At 76.6% G+C, this 24,973-nt stretch carries 12 protein-coding genes and 1 pseudogene; all 13 read left to right on the forward strand.

All coding sequences use genetic code 11. The features are described 5' to 3' along the window. Nucleotides 1–95 precede the first annotated feature (95 nt). The 13 genes and pseudogenes from OG617_RS29835 (at nucleotide 96) to OG617_RS29895 (ending at nucleotide 24,968) form a co-directional block, all read left to right on the forward strand. Nucleotides 96–671: a GNAT family N-acetyltransferase gene (locus OG617_RS29835; protein ID WP_405096245.1), complete on the forward strand. Its 576-nt coding sequence runs from the start codon at nucleotides 96–98 to the stop codon at nucleotides 669–671. Between the two features lie 523 nt (nucleotides 672–1,194). After that, nucleotides 1,195–4,620, forward strand: coding sequence for an amino acid adenylation domain-containing protein (locus tag OG617_RS29840; protein WP_405096246.1), 3,426 nt, complete (start codon nucleotides 1,195–1,197; stop codon nucleotides 4,618–4,620). Then, nucleotides 4,617–5,714 (forward strand): TauD/TfdA family dioxygenase, encoded by a 1,098-nt coding sequence (locus tag OG617_RS29845; protein ID WP_405096247.1) that lies wholly within the window; start codon nucleotides 4,617–4,619, stop codon nucleotides 5,712–5,714. The genes OG617_RS29840 and OG617_RS29845 overlap by 4 nt, the downstream gene beginning before the upstream one ends. After that, nucleotides 5,711–6,730, forward strand: coding sequence for a TauD/TfdA family dioxygenase (locus tag OG617_RS29850; RefSeq protein ID WP_405096248.1), 1,020 nt, complete (start codon nucleotides 5,711–5,713; stop codon nucleotides 6,728–6,730). Before OG617_RS29845 ends, OG617_RS29850 begins: the two co-directional genes overlap by 4 nt. Nucleotides 6,731–7,716: 986 nt before the next feature. Further along, a pseudogene (locus OG617_RS29855) lies at nucleotides 7,717–9,912 on the forward strand (amino acid adenylation domain-containing protein); the annotation flags it as partial. 300 nt (nucleotides 9,913–10,212) lie between these two features. After that, nucleotides 10,213–12,066, forward strand: a complete 1,854-nt coding sequence (locus tag OG617_RS29860) for a condensation domain-containing protein (protein ID WP_405104002.1) — start codon at nucleotides 10,213–10,215, stop codon at nucleotides 12,064–12,066. After that, the gene (locus tag OG617_RS29865; RefSeq protein ID WP_405096249.1) at nucleotides 12,059–12,814 is read left to right on the forward strand and encodes a thioesterase II family protein; all 756 of its coding nucleotides are present in this window, start codon (nucleotides 12,059–12,061) and stop codon (nucleotides 12,812–12,814) included. The genes OG617_RS29860 and OG617_RS29865 overlap by 8 nt, the downstream gene beginning before the upstream one ends. Further along, complete coding sequence (locus OG617_RS29870; RefSeq protein WP_405096250.1) at nucleotides 12,811–13,512, forward strand: thioesterase II family protein; 702 nt, start codon at nucleotides 12,811–12,813, stop codon at nucleotides 13,510–13,512. Before OG617_RS29865 ends, OG617_RS29870 begins: the two co-directional genes overlap by 4 nt. Then, nucleotides 13,509–14,375 (forward strand): SDR family oxidoreductase, encoded by an 867-nt coding sequence (locus OG617_RS29875; RefSeq protein ID WP_161683875.1) that lies wholly within the window; start codon nucleotides 13,509–13,511, stop codon nucleotides 14,373–14,375. Before OG617_RS29870 ends, OG617_RS29875 begins: the two co-directional genes overlap by 4 nt. After that, the gene (locus OG617_RS29880; RefSeq protein ID WP_405096251.1) at nucleotides 14,372–17,122 is read left to right on the forward strand and encodes an amino acid adenylation domain-containing protein; all 2,751 of its coding nucleotides are present in this window, start codon (nucleotides 14,372–14,374) and stop codon (nucleotides 17,120–17,122) included. The genes OG617_RS29875 and OG617_RS29880 overlap by 4 nt, the downstream gene beginning before the upstream one ends. Then, nucleotides 17,119–18,942 carry a condensation domain-containing protein gene (locus tag OG617_RS29885; protein ID WP_405096252.1) on the forward strand — a complete coding sequence of 608 codons (1,824 nt, stop codon included), beginning with the start codon at nucleotides 17,119–17,121 and terminating at the stop codon, nucleotides 18,940–18,942. The genes OG617_RS29880 and OG617_RS29885 overlap by 4 nt, the downstream gene beginning before the upstream one ends. A 16-nt stretch (nucleotides 18,943–18,958) precedes the next feature. After that, nucleotides 18,959–24,031, forward strand: a complete 5,073-nt coding sequence (locus OG617_RS29890) for an amino acid adenylation domain-containing protein (RefSeq protein ID WP_405096253.1) — start codon at nucleotides 18,959–18,961, stop codon at nucleotides 24,029–24,031. Next, complete coding sequence (locus OG617_RS29895; RefSeq protein ID WP_405096254.1) at nucleotides 24,024–24,968, forward strand: AzlC family ABC transporter permease; 945 nt, start codon at nucleotides 24,024–24,026, stop codon at nucleotides 24,966–24,968. The genes OG617_RS29890 and OG617_RS29895 overlap by 8 nt, the downstream gene beginning before the upstream one ends. Nucleotides 24,969–24,973 lie beyond the last annotated feature (5 nt).

A 24,973-nucleotide genomic window follows, 5' to 3' on the forward strand; every position in this document is an offset into this window, starting at 1 on the left:
CCCCGCCGCCGGCCGGGCGCCCCCGGGTGGCCGATTGCGATCAGTCTGTGGTCTGCTAGCCGGGTCCCTGACGTCCGTCGACCCCAGGAGGCTCGGTGTTCGCCCGCGCCCTGACTGCCGAAGCCGAGTTGCGCCCGCTGGAGCCGTGGCGGGCCGAGGAGTTCCTGCGCAACCTGGACCGGGCCCGGGAACACATCGCGCCGTGGGTGGGCGCGTCCTTCGTGGCCACCGACCTGCCGTCGGCCCGCGCGGTGCTGCAACGCTATGCCGACCTGTGGGCCCGCGACGCCGGGGGAATCTGGGGGATCTGGCTCGACGGGGTGCTGGTCGGCGGGGTGATGTTCGTGGCGTTCGACGCCGCGCTCGGGGTGTGCGAGGTGGGCTGTTGGCTGGAGCCGGCCGCGGAGGGGCGCGGGCTGGTCACCCGAGCGGTCGGCGTCGTCGTCGACTGGGCGGTGGGGCAGCGGGGGGTGCACCGGGTGGAGTGGCACACCAACGCCGCCAACGTCCGCAGCCTCGCCGTGGCCCGACGCCTCGGCATGTGCCACGACGGCACCCTTCGGCAGGTGTACCCGGGGCCCGTCCGGCGCATCGACATCGAGATCTGGTCGGTGCTGGCCGACGAGTGGCGCAATCCGTCCACCACCGTGCCGCCCCCGGCGGCGATCTGACGGGCATCGGACCCGGACAGGTTTCCGACCGCCGCGCCGCCGGTTCCCGCCATCCCCTGAGGACGGTCGGCGGCGCGTAGCACCCGGCGGCGTATCCGGCATGTCGTATCCATCCCCGCAGGTCGCAGCCCCGGGGGCGCCGCCGACCCGGGTGATCGCGGTCCCACGACCGATGGCGTCTTCCTGACAGGAGCCGCCCCGGCGGAGACGGGCCGGGGCTCGCGCGGGCGGGCATCGGTGCTGGTGGACGCGTCGGAGGCGACCGCCGGCCTGAGTGCGCGGTCGAACACCCCCGTTCCGGGTTTCGCCAACGCCGTCCCGTATTTCGGGAGGGCTCTTGGCAGCGCCGTCGATGCTCGTGGAACCTCTCACCGGAGAGCGATCAATTGATCGCTTTAAGTAGCAGAGCGTGAAGGGCCCGAGGCGTTGACCTGCCGAGGGGTCATCCGAAGCACACGTACCGTCACGATCCTTGGGGGCGTTCGGTGTTTGGCTGCATGCGTACGACGAATCGCGGGCGGGAGTGACCACCTCCGTCCGGCCCACCGGACCGGTCCGCCGGTCCACCGCTCCCCGCGCCTCCGGCATCCCGGTCATCGTCGACTGTCTGCACCGGATGGTCGAGTCCCAGGTGGAACGGACCCCCGACGCGGAGGCGGTGCGCCACGGCGACCGCGCGCTGACCTATCGTCAGCTCGACGAGTCCGCCAACCGGCTCGCCCGGGCCCTGCTCGCCCGGGGCGTCACCGGGCAGGACCGGGTCGGCGTCTGCCTCACCCGCGACGTCGACCTGGTCGTCGCGCTGCTCGCCGTGCTCAAGGCCGGCGCGGCGTACGTGCCGCTCGACCCGGCGTACCCGCCGGCCCGGGTGGCGTTCATGACCGAGGACTCCGGTGCCCGGGTGGTGCTCACCCGCTCCGGCCTCGCCGACCGGTTCGGCGAAGCGGCGCTGCCGCTGGACGCCCTCGACCTCGCCGACCAGCCGGCCGACCGTCCCGACGTCGGGGGCGACCCGTCCGACCTGGCCTACGTGATCTACACGTCCGGCTCCACCGGCCGCCCCAAGGGAGTGGCCGTCGAGCACCGCTCCGCGTCGGTGCTGATGCACTGGACCCGGTCCGCCTTCGCCGACGAGGAACTCGGCGGCATGCTTGCCGCCACCAGCGTCTGCTTCGACCTGTCGATCTTCGAGATCTTCGGGCCGCTCTGCTGGGGCGGGCGGGTCGTGCTGGTCGACACCGTTCTCGCGCTCGCCGCGCCGGACGCCGCCCGGCTGTCGGTCACCGTGGTCAACACCGTCCCCTCGGCGATGAGCGAGCTGCTCGCCGCCGACGCCCTGCCGGCCGGCGTGCGCACCGTCTGCCTGGCCGGCGAGCCGTTGACCGCCGCCCTCGCCGCCCGGGTCCTGGCCCGCCCGGGGGTACGCCGGCTGCTCAACCTGTACGGCCCGTCCGAGGACACCACCTACTCGACCTGGGCGGAGGTCACCGCCGACGGGACAGTGCCGCCGATCGGCCGGCCGCTGCCGCACACCCGGACGTACGTGCTCGACACCGACGGCCTGCCCGTTCCGTCCGGCGCCCCCGGCGAGCTGTACCTGGCCGGCGCCGGCCTGGCCCGGGGCTACCTCGGCCGCCCCGAGGAAACTGCGGCCCGCTTCCTCGACGACCCGTTCCGCCCCGGCGACCGGATGTACCGCACCGGGGACCGGGTGCGGCTGCGCCCCGACGGGCAACTGGAGTTCCTCGGCCGCCTCGACGACCAGGTGAAGCTGCGCGGGCACCGGATCGAGCTGGGCGAGGTCGGCGCCGCCCTCGCCGCCGTGCCCGGCGTACGCGAGGCCGCCGCCGCAGTGCGGACCGGGCCGAGCGGCGACCCGGTGCTGGTCGGCTACCTGGTCGGCCAGCGTCGCGACGACGTGCCGGCCCGGCTGCGCGAGCGGCTGCCCGCCCCCATGGTGCCGGCAGTGGTGGTCTGGCTGGACCGGATGCCCACCACGCCGAGCGGCAAGACCGACCGGGCGGCCCTGCCCGCGCCGACCTGGGCCGATCCCGACGCAGCTCCCGCCACGGTCGATCTCGACGCAGGCCCGGCCGGTGAGGTGGCCGCCGTGTGGCGCGACGTGCTCGGCGTGCCGGTCACCGGGCCGGACGCCGACTTCTTCGACCTGGGCGGCGACTCCCTCCTGGCGGTGCGGTGCGCGGCCCGGCTCACCGCCGCCACCGGCGTACCGGTGCCGCCGGCCGCGCTCTTCGACCACCCCACGGTGGCCGCCCTCGCCGCCCACCTCGCCACCCCCGGCCGTCCCGGTGACCCGGGAGACGCGCCGAAGTCCACGGGGAACCGGCCGACGCGGGTCGGGACGGCGACCGGTCCCGCCACGGCCAGCGGATCGGCCGCCGCCGGACGGTCCGCCGCCCGCCAGGACGTGCCGTTCGACGCCGGGGCCGGGCCGGACGCCGGGCCGACGGGGGACGCGGACGCGCCGCTGTCGGCGGCGCAGCGCCGGCTGTGGTTCCTGCACCAGCTCGACCCCACCGACCCCTCGTACCTCGTGTCCTACGTGGTCGAGCTGCACGGGCCTGTGGATCGGGCGGCGCTGGCCCGGGCCCTGCGCCGGGTGGTCGCCCGGCACCCCGCGCTGCGCACCGTCTTCCCCGGCTCGGTGGCCGGCCCGGTCCAGCGGGTGCACGACGACCCGCAGGTGGAGCTGGTCATCGAGGCGCCCCTGCCGGGGGTGTCGCTGGCCGAGCGGGTCGCCCGGATCGCCGCGACCAGCGCCCGCACCCCGATGGACCTGGCTGCCGGGCCGCTGCTGCGCGCCCACCTGGTCGGCGACGGGCGGCGGCGCTTCGCGCTGCTGCTGGTCGCCCACCACATCGTCTGCGACGACTGGTCGTTCAGCGTCCTCGTCCGTGACCTCGGCCGCTGCTACGACAGCGAGCGCGAGGCCGCCGTGCGGGTCACCCGGCCCCGGCCGCCCTGGCCCGCCCACCCCGCGCCCGGCCCGGCCGGGTTCGCGGTGGCGCAGCGGGACTGGCTGGCCGGCCCGGCCGGCCGCCGGGCCCTCGACGAGGTCGTCGCCGGGCTGCGGGGCGCGCCCACCCTGCTCGACCTCGCCGCCCGCCCGGCCACCCCCGACGCCGCGCGGCCGACTGGGGGCCCGACCGCGCGGCCGGCCGAGGCCCAGACCGCGCGGCCGACCGTGGGCCCGACCGCAGGACCGGCCGAGGGCCCGACCGCGGGGCGGGGAGCCGGGGCCGCGGACCGGCCCGACGGCGCCAGCCTGCGCGTCCCGGTCGACCCCGACACCGCCGACGCCGTCCGGCGGCTCGCCCGGGCGCACCGGGCCAGCCTCTACATGGTCGGCCTGGCGGCCTTCGCCACCCTGCTCGGCGCGGGGACCGGGCGCACGGACCTGCTCGTCGGCACCGCCTTCGCCGGCCGGACCAGCGTGCCGGCCGAGGAGAGCCTCGGCTGCTTCGTCAACACCATGCCGCTGCGGCTGCGCCCCGCGCCGGGCCGGTCCTTCGCCGACCTGCTCGCCGAGGCCCGCGACGCCGCCCTGTCCGCCGCCGCCCGCCAGGACGTGCCGTTCGACGCCGTGGTGGAGCGGCTGCGCCCGGCCCGCCACCCGCACCGCAGCCCTCTCGTCCAGGTCGCCTTCGGCGTGCAGAACGCCCCGGCGGCGGCCTGGAACGGCTCCTGGGGGCTGGATTTCGCCGGCGTGGAACTCGCGCCGGACGCCGCCCGGCTGGACCTGACCCTCTGGCTGGACGAGCGCCGGGGCGACCTGGAAGCGCTCTGGACCTACCGCACCGACCTGTTCGACGGCGGGCGCGTCACCGCATGGCACCGACGCTTCACGGAGGTGCTGCGCCGGGCGGCCGCCGATCCGCAGCGCAGCCTCGCCGAGTGTGTCGACGACCCTTGGGGGAACGAGAGATGACTGAGCAGATCCGGGTGGCGCCGGTGATCCCGCGCCGCAACCGGGAACGAGCCCTGGTCGACGTGCGTCCCGACTGGCCCGGCGGGCCGCTGCCGGTCCTCGTCCAGGCCAACCTGCCCGACCTGGACCTGGCGACCTGGCTGGCCGGCAATCGGGCCACCGTCGACGAGTTGGCCCGGCGGCACGCCGCCGTCCTGTTCCGGGGCTTCGCCGTGGCCGATGCCGCCGACTTCCGCACCGCGATGGCCACCCTCTCCGGCACCGTGCTCAGCTACGGCGAACGCTCCTCGCCGCGCAGCGAGGTGACCGAGGGCGTCTACACCTCCACCGAGCACCCCGCCGACCAGCCGATCGTGCTGCACAACGAGCAGTCGTACACGCTGAACTGGCCGCTGCGGATCGTGTTCTTCTGCGAGACCGAGCCGGCCGCGGGCGGGCGCACCCCGCTGGCGGACAGCCGGCGGGTGCTGGCGCGGCTGAGCCCGGCCACCGTCGCGGAGTTCGAGCGCCGGGGCGGGGTCGGCTACCAGCGCAACTACCTGCCCGGGATCAGCCTGTCCTGGCAGACCGCGTTCCAGACCGACAGCCGCGCCGAGGTGGAGGCGTACTGCGCCCGGTCGGCGATCGAGGCGCAGTGGGTCGGCGACGAGCAGCTGCGCACCCGGCAGGTCCGCCCGGCGGTACGCGAGCACCCGGTCACCGGGGAGCGCACCTGGTTCAACCACGCGCTGTTCTTCCACGTCACCTCCCTGCCCGAGGAGGTCAGCGCCGGGCTGCGCCGGGCGCTGGCCGAGGAGGACCTGCCCTACCAGACCACGTACGGCGACGGCACCCCGATCGGCGACGACGTGCTCGCCGAGCTGCGCGCCGCGTACGCGGCGGAGACCCGGTCGTTCCCCTGGCGGCGCGGGGACGTGCTGCTGGTGGAGAACATGCTCGCCGCGCACGCCCGGGAGCCGTTCACGCCGCCCCGGCGGATCCTCACCGCGATGTCCGACCCGATCGCCGCCCCCGAGGCGGCATCCGTGTCCACGCCCGTCCCCGGGGCCGCGTCCGCCCCGGCGGGCACGGCGACAACGGGGGACCGGTCGTGAGCGGGCCGGGACCGCGCCGCCGCGGCGCGGGTGCCGCCGCCACCGCGCCGGTCACCCGCCGGGTGCTGGTCGACGACATGTTCGTGCTGCTGGTCGAGGCCACCGTGCCGGACCTCGACCTCGCCGGCTGGCTCGCCGGGCGCCACGACGAGCTGCTGCGCGACCTCGACTCGTACGGCGCGGTCTTCTTCCGCGGCTTCGAGGTGGGCACCCCCGACGACTTCAGCCGCGCCGCCCGCGCCGTCACCCCGGACCTGCTCGGCTACCTGGAGCGGGCCGCCCCCCGCAACGAGGTCGCCGACCGGGTCTTCACCTCCACCGAGTTCAACGCCGAACAGTGGATCCCGCTGCACCACGAGATGTCGTACTCGCACAACTGGCCCACCCACCTGTACTTCTGGTGTGCCCAGCCGGCCACCGGCGACGGCGGGGCCACCCCGCTGGCCAGCGAGCGGGTGGTGACCCCCCGGATCCCGGCGCAGGTGCGCGAGCGGTTCACCCGCGACGGCCTGTGCTACGTGCGCAACTACGGCCCGCACCTGGACCTGCCCTGGCAGGAGGCGTTCCAGACCACCGACCGGGCCGAGGTGGAGGCGTACTGCGCCGCGGCGGCGACCGAGTTCACCTGGCTCGGCGACGACGGGCTGCGTACCCGCGCCCGCCGGCAGGCCATCGCCACCCACCCGCGCACCGGCGAGACCGTGTGGTTCAACCACGCCCACCTGTTCCACTCCTCGAACCTGCCGGCCGAGGTCGCCGCCGCCCTGCTGCGCGAGTACGGCCCGGAGGGGCTGCCCCGCAACGCGTACCACGGCGACGGCAGCCCGATCGACGACGAGGTGGTCGCCGGCATCCGCGACCTGTACCGCGAGCACGCCGTCTCCGTCCCGTGGCAGCGCGGCGACGTGCTGGTGGTGGACAACTTCCTCGCCACCCACGGCCGGGAGCCCTTCTCCGGCGACCGGCAGATCCTGGTCGCCATGTCCGACCTCTACGTCAACCGGAGCGTGGTGTGAACGGTTACCGACTCTCCCCGGTCCAGCGGCTCGCCTACACCGGCGCGCGGGAGCTGGTCCGGGCCCGGGTCCGCCTGGACCGGCCGCTGGACGCCGCGCGCCTGCAGGCCGCCGTGGACGCGGTGGTCGCCCGGCACGAGGCGCTGCGGCTGACCCTGGTGCACCACCCCGGCCTGCGGGTGCCGTTGCAGGATGTCGACGACGCCCGTTCGGTCACCGTGGGCGCGGCCGGCGAGCTGTCGGTGACCCTCACCGACGACACCCTGGAGCTGGCCGCCACCCCGCTGCTCGCCGACCCGGCGAGCCTGCGGCTGGTGCTGACCGACCTGGCCGCCGCGTACGCCGGGCAGGGCCTCGCCGACGACCCGGACGGGTTGCAGTTCCTCGACGTCTCCGAGTGGCAGCTCGGCGAGCGCCAGGAGGCGCAGCCGTCGGCGGCCCCCGCCGCGCCGGCCGCCCGGCTGGTCGCCCCGCACGGCGACGCCGACGACGGGCCGGCGGAGGCGGAGGTGCCGCTCGGCCCGCTGGCCGCCGCCGCCGAGGCCGCCGGGGTGGGCGTGCCCAGCCTGCTGCTCGCCGCGTGGGCGCTGACCCTGTCCCGCCGGACCGAGCCGCCCGCCGGGGCCGACGACGCCGAGCTGGTGCTCGCCCGGTGGACCGACGGCCGGCACGCCGACGGGACCGCCGCCGTGGTCGGGCCGCTGGGCGGCTACGCGCCGGTCCGGCTCGGCCTGCCCCTGCCGGCCGCGCCCAAGCAGCTCCTCGACGAGGTACGCGGCGCGGAGCGCCCGGCCGAGGAGGCGTTCCACCTGCTGGAGCCGGTCGGCGTCGACTCCGACGCGGTGGCCGGCTTCGCCGCCGTGCCGGCCGTCGACCTGTCGACCCTGGCCGGCCTCGGCGCCACCGCCGTGGACGTCGCCGTCCCACCGCCGCCCGCCGGGCCGCACCTGACCGCCGTGTGCGGCCCGGACGCGGTGACCCTGCGGGTGACCGGCGGCCGGGCGCTGCGCGACGGGCTGCTCGCCGTCCTCGGCACGCTGCCCGGTGCGCTGACCGACGGCACCCCGCTGGCCCTGCTCGGCGCGGCCGAGGCGGGCTGGCTGGTCGAGGCCGCCGGCAGCGCGTCCGACGCGCCCACCCGCACCCTCGCCGAGCTGCTCGACGACGGGCTCGCCGCCGCCGACCCGGACGCCGAGGCGGTGGTCGCCGCCGACGGGGCGTACACGTTCGGGGAGCTGCGCGAACTGGCCGCCGGGGTTGCCGCCGGCCTGGTCGAGCGCGGCCTGCACGGCGGCCGGCGGGTCGGCGTGCTGGCCACCCGGTCCCGGGACACCGTGGTCGCGTTGCTCGGCGTGCTGCGGGCCGGCGCGGTGTACGTGCCGCTGGACCCGGCCGCCCCGGCGCAGCGGCTCGCCGGCCTGGTCCGCGCGGTCGACGCCGGCCTGGTGCTCGGCGACCGGGCCGTCGGGGACGTGCCGCACGCGGGCGTCGCCGAACTGGCGGCCACCGCCGCCACCGCCGCCGTGCCCGCCCCCCGGCCGGCCGACCCCGCGTACGTCATCTTCACCTCCGGCTCCACCGGGGCCCCGCGCCCGGTGCAGGTCTCGCACGGTGCCGCCGCCCACCTGGCGCACGCCCTGGAACGCACCGTCCACGCCGGTACCCCGGCGGGGGCGCGGGTCGCGGTGAACGCCCCGCTGACCTTCGACGCCTCGATCAAGCAGCTCGTCCAGCTCGGCCACGGCCGCGGCCTGTACCTGGTGCCGGAGGAGGCCCGCCGCGACGGCGCCGAGCTGGCCGACGTGCTCGCCACCAACGAGGTCGACGTGCTCGACCTGACCCCGTCGCAGCTGCGCATCCTGCTCGCCGCCGACGGGGTGGCCACGGGCCGGACCCGGCTGCCGGGGCTGCTGCTGCTCGGCGGCGAGGCGGTCGCCCCCGACCTGTGGGACGCCCTCGCCGGGCTGCCCGGGGTGCGCGCGGTCAACCTGTACGGCCCGACCGAGTGCACCGTGGACGCCACCGCCGCCGAGATCACCGCCGGGGTCGCGCCGACCATCGGCCGGCCGCTGCCCGGGGTGGGGGCGTGGGTCCTCGACGAGCAGCTGCGCCCGGTGCCGCCCGGGGTGGCCGGCGAGCTGTGCCTCAGCGGCCCCCAGCTCGCCGACGGCTACCTCGGCGACCCGGAGACCACCACCCGCCGGTTCGTCACGGTGACCCTGCCGTCGGGACGCGCCGAGCGGGTCTACCGCACCGGCGACCGGGTGCGCTTCGACGCCGACGGGCGGCTGGCGTACCTGGGCCGGCTCGACGACCAGGTCAAGGTCAACGGCTTCCGGATCGAACCGGGGGAGGTCGCCGCCGCCCTGCGCCAGCACCCCGGGGTCGCCGACGCCGCCGTGGTGGCCCGCGACGACGACGGGCACGGCGCCCGGCTGGTCGGCTACGTCACCCCGGCCGAAGCGGGCGCGACGGTCGACGTGGACCGGGTCGTCGGGATCAACCCGCACGAGACCCGCTACCTGTACGACGAGATCTTCGTCCAGCAGGTCTACCTGCGCGACGGGGTGGTGCTGCGGCAGGGCGCCACGGTCTTCGACGTCGGCGCGAACATCGGCATGTTCTCCCTGTTCGCGCACGCCGTCTGCCCGGACGCCACCATCCACGCGTTCGAGCCGGTGCCGTCGGTGGCCGACGCGTTGCGCCGCAACGTGGCCACCTTCGGCGTCCCAGCCACCGTGCACCCGTACGGGCTCGCCGCCGGCCCCGGGCAGGTGAGCTTCACCTACTACCCCGGCTACGCCATGATGTCCGGCCACGCCGAGTACGCCGACCCGGACGCCGAGCGGGCCGTCATCAAGCGGTTCCTGACCAACGAGCGGGACCGGGGCGAGGCCGACCGGGACGCCCTGCTCGACCGGGTCGACGAGCTGCTCCAGGAGCGGTTCGCCGGTGACACGCTGACCGTGGACGTCCGGCCGCTGTCCGACGTGATCGACGAGGTGGCCCCCGAGCGCATCGACCTGCTGAAGATCGACGTGCAGCGGGCCGAGGCGGACGTGCTCGCCGGCCTGCACGAGCGGCACTGGCCGCTGGTCGCCCAGGTCGCGATGGAGGTGCACGACGGCGTCGGCACCGCCACCGAGGGCCGCCTCGACGAGCTGATCGCCTTCTTCGAGGAGCGCGGCTTCGACGTGGTCACCCGCCAGGACGACCTGCTCGTCGGCACCGACCGGTACACCCTGCACGCCGTGCGCCCCGAGTACGCCGACGACCCCCGCCCGGTGGTCACCGCCCCCGAACCGGCCGGCGGCGAGCCGCTGGCGGACCGGCTCGCCGGGTGGCTGGCCGACCGGCTGCCGGCGCACCTGGTCCCGGCTGCTGTGGTGGTCCTCGACGCGCTGCCGCTGACCCGCAACGGCAAGCTCGACCGGGCCGCCCTGCCGGCCCCTGAGCTGGGCCGCCGGCCCGCCGGCCCGCAGGTGGCCCCCGCCAACCGCGCCGAGGAGATCCTCGTCGAGGCGTGGCAGGAGGTGCTCGGCGTGCCGACGGTCGGGGTGACCGAGAGCTTCTTCGCCCTCGGCGGCGACTCGATCCGCAGCATCCAGATGCAGGTCGCGGCCAACCGGCGGGGCCTGTCGTTCCGGCTGCGGGACATCTTCGTCCACCAGTCGATCCGGGAGTTGGTCACGCACGGCGAGATCAGCCTCGCCGACCCGGACGCCGCGACGGCCGAAGCCGCCGGCCAGCCGGCCGCCGAAACCCCCGACACCGAGGCGTTCGCGCTGCTGGCCGCCGCCGACCGGTACCGGCTGCCGGCCGGGCTGGTCGACGCGTACCCGATGACGGCGCTGCAACAGGGCATGCTCTACCACTGCGAGCTGACCGGCGACCCGGCGACCTACCACAACGTCACCGCGCACCGGGTCGACGCCCCGCTCGACGCCGACGCGCTGCGGGCCGCGTTCGCTGCCCTGGTGGCCGCGCACCCGGTGCTGCGCACCGGATTCGCCCCCGGCGGGTACGCCGAGCCGCTGCAACTGGTGCACGTCGACGTGCCGGTCGAGGTGCCGGTGCGGGACCTGGCCGGGGCCGACGAGGAGACCCGGCGGGCCCAGGTCGACGCCCTGGTCGAGGCCGAGCGGACCCGGCCGTTCGACGTGGCCCGCCCGCCGCTGGTCCGGCTGTACGCCCTCGACGAGGGCGCCGACGGGTTCACCCTGGTCGTCGCCGAGCACCACGCCGTCCTCGACGGCTGGAGCCTCGATGCGTTCGTCCGCGCCCTGCTGGCCGACCACGACCGACGCCGCGCCGGCCGGTCCGCGCCGGCCCCGGCGACGTTGCCGTTCCGCGCCTACGTCGCCGCCGAGCGGGCCGCCCTCGCTGACCCGGCCGCCCGCCGGTACTGGCTGGACGGCGCCGGGGCGGCGGCGCCGCTGCTGCTCGGCGGCCCGGCCCCCCGGATCACCGTCACCCGGCGGGTGCCGTTGGAGGCGGACGTCACCGACCGGGTCACCGGGGCCGCCCGCGCGGCCGGGGTGCCGGTGAAGGCGTACCTGCTGGCGGTGCACCTGCGGGCGCTCGGCGAGACGACCGGCCGGGACGAGGTGGTCTCCGGCCTGGTCGTCGGCGGCCGGCCCGAGGGCGAGGGCAGCGACGCCACCCTCGGGCTGTTCCTCAACACCCTGCCGGTCACCGCGACCCTGCGCGACCGGCCGCTGGCCGAGCTGGCCGGCGACGCGTGGCACGTCGAGCGGTCCCTGATGGGCCACCACCGGTTCCCGCTCGCCGAGATCGTCCGGGCCGGCGGCGCCGGCCCCCGCTTCGACAGCTTCTTCAACTACACCCACTTCCACGCCGCCGCCGACACCGCCGGCCCCCGGATCGTGGCCAGCCGGGGGATCACCGTCGACGTCGCGTTCAGCCTCGCCGTCGACGTCGAGGTGGCCCCGGACACCGGCCGGCTCGCCCTCACCCTCCAGTACGACGGCCGGCACTTCGACGACGACTGGGCCGACCGGCTCGCCGGGACGTTCACCCGGCTGCTGGCCGCGGACCCGACCGCGCCGCTGCCGCCGGTCGGGTCGGCCGAGGCGGTGCCCACCGACGCCCGGTCCCGCTGGTCCGCCCGCGTCGCCGGGCTGTGGCGGGAGGTCGTCGGGGTGACGCCGCGCTCCGACGACACCGGGTTCGTCGCCGCCGGCGGGGACTCGCTGCGCGCCCTGCGGCTGGTCGCCGGGCTGCGGCAGCGCTACGGCAGTGACCTGACCCTGGCCGAGTTCGTCGCCCTGGACGACTTCGGGGCGCTCGTCGACCGGATGGCCCGGCATGGCTGAGCACACGCCCTGGCTGGTGGTCCGCGCGCCGGTGCCCCGCCCCGCGCTGCGGCTGTTCTGCCTGCCGTACGCGGGCGGCAACGCGGGGGCGTTCGAGACCTGGCGGGCCGGGCTGCCCCGGTCCGTCGAGGTCAACGCCGTGCAGTACCCGGGCCGGCGGGAACGGGCCGACGAGCAGGCGCCCCGCCGGATGACCCCGCTGGTGCAGGCCCTGGAGGCGGCCCTCGCCCCCCACCTGGACCGCCCGTACGCGGTCTACGGCGACTGCCTCGGCGCGTACGTGGCGTTCGAGCTGGTCCGGCGGCTGGCCCGGCGCGGCCACCGCCCCGCCGACCTGCTGGTGGTCTCCTCGGCGGTGCCCCCGCACCGGGCCGGCGTCGAGCCGGACTGGTCCGCCATGGACGACGCCGCGTTCCTCGCCGAACTGGTGGCGCTGGGCACCATGCCACCGGCGGTCGCAGGGCACCCGGAACTGGCAGCGGCGGCACTGCCGGCGGCCCGCGCCGACTTCGAGCTGGGCCGCAGCTACCGGCTGCGCGACCCGGACCCGGTGGGCGTCCCGGTCACCGCGATCGTCGGCGACGCCGACCCGCACGTCCCGGCGACGCAGGCGGCGGCCTGGGCCGACCTGACCACCGCCGGCTGCACCACGTTGACCGTTCCCGGCGGGCACGACCTGCTCGCCCGGGCCGATGCCGGGCTGCTGCGCGCGGTCCGGTCCGCCCTCGTCGGCAAGGAGCCGTCTTGACCCGCACGACACTGCTCTGCTTCCCGTACGCCGGCGCGGGCCCGTCGGTGTACCAACCGTGGCGTCGCCTCGCCCCGCCTGAGCTGGAGGTCGCCCCGGTGTCGCTGCCCGGGCGGGAGAAGCGGTTCGTCGAGGAGCCCTACCGCCGGATGGAGCAGGCCGTCGACGGGCTGCTCGACGAGGTGCTGGAACTGGCCGCCGGGGCGGACCGGGTGGCCCTGTTCGGGCACAGCATGGGCGCGGTCCTGGCGTACGAGATGACCCGCAGGCTGACCGGGACGGCCGGGGTGACCGTGGCGCACCTGTTCGTCAGCGGCTCGCCCGACCCCTGGTCGGGCCGGGACCGCACGGCCGCCGACCTGCCCGACGACGAGTTCGTCGCCCGGGTGGAGGAGTTCGCCGGCTACACCCACCCGGCCCTGGAGGACCCGGACATGCGGGAGCTGCTGCTGCCCGGGCTGCGCGCCGACGTGGAACTGCACGAGACGTACCGGCCGGCGTCCGACAAGCGGATCGAGGTGCCGGTCACCGCACTGCGCGGCGCCGACGACGCCCTCGTCGCGGACGCCGCGCTGATCGGCTGGGAGCGGGTCACCTCGGCCGGCTTCGCCGCGCAGCGGCTGCCCGGCGGCCACATGTACCTGGCCGACTCCCCGGCGGTCCTGCTCGACCTGGTCCGGCGGGAGCTGGCGGGATGACCGACGCGCCGACCCGGCCCGCTCCGGTGGTCACCGGCGACCGGCTGGCCGGCAAGACCGCCATCGTCACCGGCGCGGCCCGGGGGCTGGGCCGCGCCTGCGCGGTCGCGTTCGCCGCCCAGGGCGCCGACGTGGTCCTCGTCGACCTGGCCGCCGACCTGCCCGGGGTGCCGTACCCGCTCGGCTCGGCCAGCCAGCTCGGGCACACCGCCGACCTGTGCGCCGGGTACGGGGTGGCCGCGTACCCGGTGCGGACCGACGTGCGGGACTCCGCCGCCGTCCGGGCCGCCGTCGCGCTGTGCCTGGACCGGTTCGGCCGGGTCGACGTGCTGGTCAACAACGCCGGCATCGCCGCGCCGTCGGGCAAGCCGACGCACGAGATCACCGAGGCCGAGTGGCAGCTCATGCTGGACGTCGACCTGTCCGGGCCGTGGCGGATGATCAGCGCGGTCGGCGAGGTGATGTGCCGGCAGCGCGCCGGCAGCATCGTCAACGTCGCCTCCACCGCCGGCCTGGTCGGCTACCGGCACTTCGCCGGCTACGTCGCCGCCAAGCACGGCCTGGTCGGGCTGACCCGCGCCGCCGCGCTCGACTACGCCCCGCTGAAGGTGCGGGTCAACGCGCTGTGCCCCGGCTCGGTCCGCGACGACCCGCACGTGGAGGGCCGGATGCTCGCCGAGATCGCCCGGTCGCTGGACGTCCCGGTCGCCGAGCACGAGGAGACCTTCGTGCAGGCCCAGCCGATGAACGCGCTGATCGAGCCCGGGTCCGTGGCGCAGGCCGCCCTCTGGCTCGCCTCCGACGAGTCGGCGCAGGTCACCGGTGCCGTCATCACCGTCGACGGGGGGTTCACCACCCGATGAGCGCCCAGCACAGTGCACAGCACCCGGACCCGGCGCGGCTGTGCCACGCGGCGGCCGTCCGGCTGGCCGCCGAAGCCGACCCGGACCGGCTGGCCGACCGGTTCGCCACCGTCACCCGGCGGCACCGGCTGGCCGCGGGGCGGCTGTGGGTCGAGCGGGTCCCGGCGGGGCTCGCGTCGACCCGCCGGGACGCCGAGCTGGCCCGGCCCCTGCCGGTCGGCGGGCCCGACCTGCGGGCGGTGCTGCTGCGTCACGACGACGGCGCCGACCTGGTGCTGGTCGCCGGCCGGCACGCCGTCGGCCGGCACCGCCTAGGCACCCTGCTCACCGAACTCACCCAGCTCACCGACCCCGCCATCGCCGTTGAGCCGTCGGCCGTTGAGCCGTCGGCCGTTGAGCCGTCGGCCGGCGACGACGCGGGCGACGTCGGGTGGCTGCGCGGCGACCCCGGGGTGGACCGGACCGCCGTGCACACCGTCGCCGTGCCGGCCGGAACCGACCTCACCGCCCTGGTCGCCGCCGTCGGCGCGGTGCTGGCCCGGTACCGGGGGGTGCGCCGGCCCCGGGTCGGCGCGGTCGTCGGCGAGCGGCTGACCGCCGTCGCGGTGCCGGTGGACGGCGGCGCCCGCGACCTGCTCGCCACGGCGGGGCCCGGGTCGTCCTGGCCGGCCCCCGGGACCCCGGCACCGGCCGGGCTGCTCGACGTCGAGGTGGGCGCGCTCGACGCGGACAGCACCGCCGACGCGTACCGGCCCTGCCTGGCGCCGGTGTGGCCGCTCACCCTGGCCCTGGCCGGCACCACCCTCGCCTGCCACCACCGCACGGCCGGGTGGGCGGCTGATCTGGTCGAGGCGTTCGCCCGGCAGGTCGTCCGGGTCCTCGGGCGGGTCCTCGCCGACCCGGACCGCCCGCTGGACGACTGCGACCCGCTCGGCGACGCCGACCGGGCCGCGATCGTCGCCCTGGGCCGGGGCCCCGGCGAGCTGCCCGCCGCGAAGGACACCATCCACGACAGGATCGCCCGGCACGCCGCGACCCACCCGGACGCGCCGGCCGTCTCCTGCGTGGGCGAGCGGCTGACGTACGGCGAGCTGGACGACCGCGCCCGGAAGGTGGCCCGCGCCCTCGCGGCGCGCGGGGTCGCCCCCGGCGACCGGGTCGGGGTCTGCCTGGACCGCTCCGTGGACCTGGTCGCGGTGCTGCTCGGCGTGCTCCGCGCCGGGGCCGCGTACGTGCCGGTCGACCCGGCCTACCCGGTCGACCGGATCCGCTACACCGTCGAGGACTCCGGCGTCGCCCTGCTGGTCGGCACCGGGGGCGTCGACGCCGCCGAGCTGACCGCCGTCGAGTCGACCGCCGCCGACCTGAACGTCGAAGGGTCCGGCCCGGCGGAGCCGCACGTCGGCGGCCCGGACGACCCGGCGTACGTCATCTACACCTCCGGCTCCACCGGCCGGCCCAAGGGCGTGCGGGTCCCGCACCGCAACGTCCTGGCCCTGGTCGACGCCACTGCCGCCGACTTCGGGCTCGGCCCGCACGACACCTGGACGATGTTCCACTCCAGCGCCTTCGACTTCTCCGTCTGGGAGATCTGGGGCTGCCTGCTCACCGGTGGGCACCTCGTCGTCGTCCCGCACCTGGTGGTGCGCTCCCCGGGCGAGTTCCACGCCCTGCTCGCCGCCGAGCGGGTGACCGTGCTCAACCAGACCCCGTCGGCGTTCGCGCAGCTGCTCGACGTCGACCGGCGGGCCGCCGACCCGCTCGCCGTGCGGCTGGTCGTCTTCGGCGGCGAGCCGCTCGACGCCCGGATGCTCACCGGCTGGTACGACCGCCACCCGGAGCCCGACTGCCGGGTGGTGAACATGTTCGGCATCACCGAGACCACCGTGCACGTCACCGCGCAGACCCTCGACCGGGGGCTCGCCCTGGCCGGCAGCCGATCGGTGGGCCGGGCCCTGCCCGGCTGGCGGGTGTACGTGCTCGACCCGGCCGGCCGGCTGCTGCCCCCGGGCGCGGCGGGGGAGATCCACGTCGGCGGGGCCGGGGTGGCCGACGGCTACCTACACCGCCCGGAGCTGACCGCCGAGCGGTTCCGGCCCGACCCGTTCTCCGGCGGGCGGATGTACCGCAGCGGCGACCGGGGCCGGCTGCTGCCCGACGGCCGGCTGGAGCACCTCGGCCGCCTCGACAACCAGGTGAAGGTGCGCGGCTACCGGATCGAGCTGGACGAGATCCGCCAGGTGCTGCTGGACGACCCGGCGGCGCTCGCCGTGGCGGTGGTGGTGGCCACCGGCGCGGAGGCCGCCGACACCCGGCTGCACGCGTACGTGGTGCTCGCCGACGCCGCCGGCTCGGTGGCCGAGCTGCGTCGCCGGGCGGCCCGGCTGCTGCCCGACTACATGGTCCCGGCGACGATCACCGCGCTGCCCGCACTGCCGCTGACCGCCAACGGCAAGCTCGACGCCGCCCGGCTGCCCGCCCCCGCCCCCGTCCCCGCCGCCGAGCCGGTGTCCGCGCCGGCCGACGACGCGGGGCTGGACGAGCGGATCCGGGCGATCTGGCAGCGGGTCCTCGGCGCCGAGGTGGGGCCGGAGGACAACTTCTTCGACCTCGGCGGCAACTCGCTGCTGGCCCTGCGGCTGCTCAGAGAACTGCGCGACCAGGGCCTGGCCGACCTCACCCCCCGCCACCTCTACCTGCACCAGACCGTGCGCGGGCTGGCCGAGGCGATCGGAGCGGCCCGATGACCCCCGACGTGGACACCCTCGCCCGGCTCTGGCCGCAGGTCGGCCAGGTGGCAGTCAAGGACGGCTGCGTGTACGTCGTCGCCGAGGACTTCCTCGACCCGCTGGTGCTGCGCGGCCAGCTCGCCGCGGAGCTGACCGACGAGGAGCTGCCCCGCCACGTCGTCCAGGTCGACTCGCTCGACCCGGCCGACCTGGTCGCCCCCGACGACCGGTACGGGGCGTACCTGCCGCCCCGGGACGACACCGAGCGGGTGCTGGTGCGCGTCTGGGAGCGGGTGCTCGGGGTGCCGAAGCTCGGCGTCCTCGACGACTTCTACGCCGTGGGCGGGGACTCCCTGGCCGCCGCCGGGCTGGCGGTGGAGGCCCAGCGGGTGTTCGGGGTGGCGGTGTCACTGGCCGCCGTGTTGCGCCACCCGACCGTGGCCGCCCTCGCCGACGAGATCCGCCGGTCCCGGGCCGCCGCGCCGCTGCCCCCGGCCGCCGTCGGCGTGGCGCACCCGCTGTCGCCGCAGCAGCGCCGGGTGTACCTGGCCCAGTCCCGCGACCCGGCGTCGGTGGCCTACCACCTGCCGCTGGTGCTGCCGCTGCCGGCCGACGTGGACGCCGGCCGGCTGGCCGGTGCGTTCCGGCACGTCATCGCCCGGCACGACGTCCTGCGTACCGCGTTCGGCACCGAGGCGGGCCGGCCGGCGCAGCGGGTGCTGGCGGGGGTGACGTTCGAGCTGCCCGAGGTGGCCGCCCCCGCCGACGCCCCGGTGCCGGTCAGCCCGTTCGACCTGGCCGCCCCGCCGCTGCTGCGCGCCGAGCTGCGGCGTACCCCGGCCGGGCCGGAGCTGGCCCTGGAGCTGCACCACATCGTCACCGACGGGCTCTCCCTGGCCCTGCTGCTGCGCGAGGTCGACGCCCGCTACGCCGGCCGGGACCTGCCGCCCGTCCCCGCCCAGTACGCCGACTACGCGGCCTGGGTCGACGGGCGGGAGTCGCCGGGGCGGGACTGGTGGCTGGCCCGGTTCGCCGCCCCGCCCGCCCCGCCCCGGCTGCCCACCGACGCCGACCGGCCGGCGGGCGACGAGCCGGCGCCGACCGCCGGCAGCGGGGTCGTCGAGTTCACCGTGGACGCCGCCCGCACCGCCGCGCTGCGCGCCCTGGCCCGGCGCGAGGGGGTGACCCTGTTCCAACTGCTGCTCGCCGTCTACGCGACCTTCCTCGCCGCGACCACCGACGGCGCGGCCATGGGCGGCGCGGCCTCCGACGGCGCGGACGTCACGGTCGGCACCCCGGTCGCCGGGCGGGGCGCGCCGGGCCTGGACGCCGCGATGGGCATGTTCGTCAACACGGTCTGCCTGCGCCACCGGGTCCGCCCCGACGCGCCGTTCCGGGCGCTGCTCGACGAGGTGGCCCGGGACGTGGTGGACGCCTTCGCCCACCAGGACTTCCCGTTCGACAGCCTGGTCGAGGCGGTGCTGCCGGTCCGCGACCCGCACCGGCATCCGCTGTTCGACACCCTCTTCGCGATGCAGCACGACGAGGTGGCCCGGGTCGACTTTCTAGGCCGGCCGGTGGAGCTGGCCATCGCCCCCACCGGGCAGGCCATGTTCGACCTGGACATGCAGGTCTACGAGCGGGCGGACTCGCTGCGCGTGCACTGGGCGTACCACGCCGGGCTGTTCCTGCCGGCGACGGTGCGCGCGTTCGCCGACCTGTACCTCGAACTCCTCGACGCCGTGCTGGCCGACCCGGGCCGACCGGTCGGCGCGCTGACCGGCGCGCGGGCCGCCGCCGACCCGGCAGCCACCATCGATATCGACATCGACCTGTGAGCCGGAGAGCGAGATCATGCAGTCTCTGATGACCCGGGGCCAGCTCAGGATCGCCGCGGCGCGGCGGCCCGACCACGCCCGGCACTGGCGCGACGTGCTCACCGCCGGCGCGGACCGGATCGGCTTCCCCGCCGACCGCACCCCCGCCCCCGGCGCCCCGGCGCGCCCGCAGGCCGTCACCGTGCCCCTCGGCGCCGCGCTGGCCGACCGGCTCGCCGCCGCCAGCCGGGGCGCCGAACCCGCCCGGTACGTGCTGGTGGCCGCCGCCGTGGCGGCGCTGCTGCGCCGCTGGACCGGCGCGTCGGCGCTGCTGGTCGGCCGCCCGGCCGACGCCGACGCGCTGGCCGGCCTGCTGCCCCTGCCGGTGACCTGCGGCCCCGACGCCAGCTACCGGGACCTGCTCGGGCAGCTCCGCGCGGCGCTGCCCGAGGCGCAGCGGTACGCCGACTACCCCGTCGAGCTGCTCGCCGAGGACCTCGCCCCGCACGCCGAGGCCGACCGGCACCCGTTCCTCGACGTCGCCGTGCACACCACCGATGCCGCCCCCGATCCCCGCATCGGCGTCACCGTGGCGGTCTCCGCCGCCGAGCTGACCGTGCACCACGACGCCGCCCGCCACGACCGGGCCACCGCCGACCGGATCGCCGGGCACCTGCTGCTCCTGCTGACCGCCGCGCTCGCCGCCCCGGACGCCCCGATCGACGACGTCGCCCTGGTCACGCCCGCCGACCGGGCGGTGCTCGACGCGATGAACGACACCGCCGTGGACCCCGGCGACGCCCTGCGCCCCGACGCCTGGGTGGCCCGCCGGGCCGCCGAGACGCCCGACGCCGTCGCCGTGCGTACCGACGACACCACCTGGACGTGGGCGGAGCTGGACCGGCGGGTGGCCGCCCTCGCCGCGACCGTGCGGGCGGCCGGCGCGGGCCCGGAGGCCGTCGTCGGCGTGCTCGCCGAGCGGTCGCCCGCGCAGCTCGCGGCGATCCTCGCCGTGCACCGGGCCGGCGCGGCCTATCTGCCGGTCGACCCCGGCTACCCGCCGGCCCGGATCGGCTACCTGCTGGCCGACAGCGGCGCGGCGCTCGTGCTGGCCACCGACCCGGCGGCCGTCCCCGAGGGCGTCCCGGTGCTCCCGCTGCCGCCGGCCGACGCACGGCCCGACGCGACGGTGTCCGCGCCGCAGGCGGTGGCCGACGGGCGGGACCTGGCGTACGTCATCTACACCTCCGGCTCCACCGGCGCCCCGAAGGGGGCGATGATCGAGCACCGGTCGCTGGCCAACCGGCTCGCCTGGATGCAGCGGCTGCACCCGATCGGCCCGGACGACGTCATCCTGCACAAGACCCCCACCACGTTCGACGTGTCGGTGTGGGAGCTGTTCTGGTGGGCCCGCGAGGGCGCCTCGGTGTGCCTGCTGCCGCCCGGCGCGGAACGCGACCCGCAGGCCATCGTCGCGGCGGTCGCCGCGCACGGCGTGACCACGCTGCACTTCGTCCCGTCCATGCTGGGGGCGTTCCTCGACTGGCTGGCCACCGCCGACACCGCGCCGCTGGCGGGGCTGCGGCGGGTCTTCGCCAGCGGCGAGGCGCTCGGCCCGCACCACGTCGACCGGCTGGCCGCGCTGCTGCCGCACGTCACCCTCGTCAACCTGTACGGCCCGACCGAGGCCACCGTCGACGTCACCCACCACCGCTGCGTGCCCGGCGGGGAACGGGTGCCGATCGGCCGGCCGGTGGACAACACCCGGCTGCACGTCCTCGACGAGCGGCTGCGGGTCCAGCCGGTCGGGGTGCCCGGGGAGCTGTGCATCGCCGGGGTGCAGCTCGCCCGGGGCTACCTCAACCGCCCCGAGCTGACCCGGGACCGGTTCGTGGCCGTCCCGGACGCGGGGGAGGAGCGGGTCTACCGCACCGGCGACCTGGCCCGGGTGCTGCCCGACGGCACCATCGACTACCTCGGCCGCCTCGACCACCAGGTCAAGGTGCGTGGCCACCGGGTCGAGCTGGGCGAGGTGGAGGAGGCGCTGCGCGGCCACCCGGCCGTGAAGGACGCCGTGGTGGTGGCCCGAGACGGCAACCTGCTCGGGTACGTGCTGACCCACTCCCCGGTGGCCGAGCGGGCGCTCACCGAGCACCTGTCCGGCCTGCTGCCCCGGTACCTCGTCCCGGCCCGGGTGGTGGAGCTGGCCGAGTTCCCGCTGTCCGGCAGCGGCAAGCTCGACCGGCGGGCGCTGCCCGACCCGCCCGCCGACGACCGCCCGTACGTGCCGCCGCGCACCGACGCCGAGCGGATCCTCGCCGAGGTGTGGGCCGACGTGCTCGGGGTGGACCGGGTGGGGGTGGAGGACAACCTGTTCGCCCTCGGCGGCAACTCCATCCACTTCGTCACCGTGCTCGCCCGGGCGCACGCCGCCGGGCTGGACCTCACCTTCCAGCAGATGTTCCGCCACCCCACCATCGCCGCCCTCGCCGCCGCCCCGGCGACCGGCGAGCGGCCCCCCACGTATGCGCCGTTCGACCTGGTGTCCCCGGCCGACCGGGCGCTGCTGCCCGACGGGGTGGTCGACGCGTACCCGCTGGGGCAGCTCCAGGCCGGGCTGATCTTCCAGAACGAGCTGGCCCGGGGCGCGGCCCAGTACCACGACATCATCAGCTTCCTGATCAGCGCGCCGTTCGACGAGGCCGCGTTCACCGGGGCGGTGCGGCGGCTGGTCGCCGACAACCCGATCTTCCGCACCAGCTACCACCTCACCGGGTACGGCGAGTACCTCCAGCTCGTGCACGCCGACGCGCCGACCCCGCTGTGGGTGACCGACCTGCGCGGCCTCGACCCGGCCGAGCAGGAGCGCCGGTACGCCGACTGGCACGACCGGGAGCAGTCGTACCGGTTCGTCTGGCGGGAGCCGGGGCTGGTCCGCGTCCACGTGCACCTGTTCGCCGACGACCTGTACCGGTACAGCCTCAGCCAGCACAACTCGGCCCTGGACGGGTGGAGCATCACCCTGCTGCACACCCGGCTGTTCGACACGTACCACCGGCTGCGCGACGGCCGGCCGCTGCCCGAACCGCCGGCCGGGAACCACTTCCGCGACTACATCGGCCTGGAGCGGCGGGCCGTCGCCTCGGCCGCCGACCGGGAATTCTGGCGGGACGTGCTGGCTGGCGGCGGGGTCACCGAACTGCCCCGCTGGGAGCCGCCGACCGTCGAGGCGCAGCGCCCGGTGGTCTTCCACGAGGTGGACGTGTCCGCCGGGCTGTCCGAGCGGCTGCTGCGGCTGGCCGACCGGCTCGCCGTGCCGCTGAAGACCCTGCTGCTCGCCGCGCACGTCAAGGTCATCGGCGCGCTCGCCGCCGAGGCGGCCGTCGTCACCGGGTACGAGCAGAGCGGCCGGCCCGAGTCCGAGGGCGCCACGACCGCGATGGGGCTGTTCCTCAACACCGTGCCGCTGCGCGTCGACCTCGGCGACGGAAGCTGGGCCGACCTCGTCGGCCGGGTCTACCGGGCCGAGGCGGACCTGCTGCCGCACCGGCGCTACCCGATGGCCCAGATGAAGGCCGACGCCGCGACCACCGACCCGCTGTTCGAGACGGTGTTCAACTACACCCACTTCTACCTGCTCAAGCAGTTGCGCGAGCGGCCCGGCTTCGACCTGCTCGACGTGCGGGTCAGCACCGAGACCGAGTTCGCCCTGCGGGCCGAGTTCATGCGGGACTTCTTCACCGACGAGGTCCGGCTGAGCCTGCACTACCACTCCGCCGAGTTCAGCCCGGAGCAGGCGGCCGGGATCGGCGAGGCGTACCGGCGGGCCCTCGCCGCGCTGGCCGACACCCCGGACGCCCCGCACGGCGGGTACGCCGCCGGCCTGCCGCCGGCCCGGGTCACCCCCGCGCGGCGGACCTTCGGCCGGACCGTGCCCGCCCCGGCCGCCGGCCCCGCCGGGCGCACCCCGCCCGCCACCGACGTGGCCCGGCGCATCGCCGAGGTCTGGGCGCGGTCCCTGGACGTGCCGGTCGACGACATCGCCGAGGAGGACAACTTCTTCGACCTCGGCGGGAACTCCCTCGCCGCGATGCGGGTCGTCGCCGCGCTGCGCCCGCTGGTCACCCTGCGGCAGCTGATGACCCACTCCGACCTCGGCCCGCTGGCCCGGGTCGCCGAGGCCGCCCAGTCCGCCAAGCCCGCCCAGTCCGCCGAGGCCCCCGCCGGCTCCGGCACGGGGTCCGGGTCCGGCGCGGCGGTCGCCTCCGGGTCCGGCGCGGCGGTGGGGGTCGGGGTCGCCCGGTCCGGCGACGACCCGCTTCTCCAGCCGCTGTCGCCGTCCGGCGTCGCCGCCGACCGGGTCCTGGTCTGCTTCCCGTACGCCGCCGGCAACCCGCTCGCCTTCCGTCCCCTCGCCGAGGCGCTCGCCGGGCACGGCGTGGCTGTGCAGGCGGTGGCCCTGCCCGGTCACGACCTCGGAAACCCCGAGCCGCTGGCCGAACTCGACGAGGTGGCAAGGCGGGTGGCCGACGAGATCCGCGCCGACGCCCGGGGCGAGGTGCTCATCTGGGGGCACTGCGTCGGCGCGGCCCTGGCCGTCGAGGTGACCCGGCTGCTCGACGCCGCCGGGGCCCCGCCGGCGCGGCTCTTCCTCGGCGGCAAGCTGCTACGCGACGCGGCCGACATCGACGCCAGCATCGCCGAGGTGCGGGCCCTCGACGAGGCGGGGGTGGTGGACTGGCTGGTCGGGCAGACCGGCTTCACCGACCTCGACGGCCTCGACGCCGACCACACCTCGGCGCTGGTCGCCGCGTTCCGGCACGACGCGCTCGGCTCGCACGCGTACCTGCGGGACCGGCTCACCCCGCTGGCCGACCGGCCGCTGACGGTGCCGGTGACGGTGGTGCTCGCCGGCGACGACCCGCTCACCACCGGTTCGGCCGACGAGCACGCCGCGTGGCGGAGAATCGCCGCCGACGTGACCCTCGAAGAGATCGACGGTGGGGGACACTACTTCTGCCGTACCCGCGCCGGGGAGGTGGCCGCCCTCGTCGGCGCCGCCGGCCCGGCCGCTCCGCGTGCCCGCCGCCCCGGGGAGGACCATGTCTGACCGCACGCCCACCAGCGCCGCCGCGCGGCCGGCAACGCCGCGCGGCGAGTTCGTCGCCGGGGCCCGCTCGATGGTGCCGTTCCTGCTCTCCGCGTTCCCCCTCGGGGTGATCGGCGGGACGCTCGGCCTGGCCAGCGGACTGTCCTACCTGGAGACGTTCGGGCTGGCCATGGTGGTCAACTCGGGCACTGCCCAGTTCATCGGCTTCAAGCTGATCTCCGAGGGCGCGGCGTGGCCGGTGATCGTCCTGACCACGCTGATCCTCAGCCTGCGCATGCTGATCTACTCGACGCTGCTCGCCCCGCACGTGCGGGAGTTGCCGCAGCGGTGGCGGCTGCTGCTCGGCTTCGGGCTGATCGACGCGGTGTTCTTCGTCGCGTTCGACCGGATCAAGGGCGACGAGCCGGCCCGCCGCAAGAGCATGTACTACTTCGGCGCGTCCGCCATCATGTACGTCAACTGGGCGATCGCCACGGTCGTCGGCATGGTCGCCGGGCACCTGCTGCCGGAGCGGCTGCGCCACGGCCTGGACTTCCCGATGACCGCGGTCTTCCTGGTCGTGCTCGCCGGGGCGCTCGCCGGCTGGAAGATCTGGACCACCGCCGTCTCGGCCGGCGCGCTGGCCATGCTGACCCTCGGCCTGCCGTACAACCTGGGGCTGATCCTGGCGGCGCTCGGCGGCGCCTGCGTCGGTATGGCCTGCGAGCGGATCGAACGCCGCTGGTTCCCGCCGAAGCCCGCCGACCCCGCCGACCCGCCGGACCCGGCCGACCCCGCCCGCCCGGTGGAACCGGAGGTCGCGGCGGGTGCCGGGGCGGCGCCTGCCGGGCCGCCGGACGGGCCGCCGCCTGGCTCCGTGCCGCGCGGGCGGCCCGGTGAGCCCGTGCGGGCCGGGGACCGGGCGGCCGACGCCGCCGCCGACGTGGACGGAAGGTGACCGCG

It is taken from the genome of Micromonospora sp. NBC_01412 (genome assembly GCF_045040215.1).
In the GTDB taxonomy this organism is placed as follows: Bacteria; Actinomycetota; Actinomycetes; order Mycobacteriales; family Micromonosporaceae; genus Micromonospora; species Micromonospora rubida.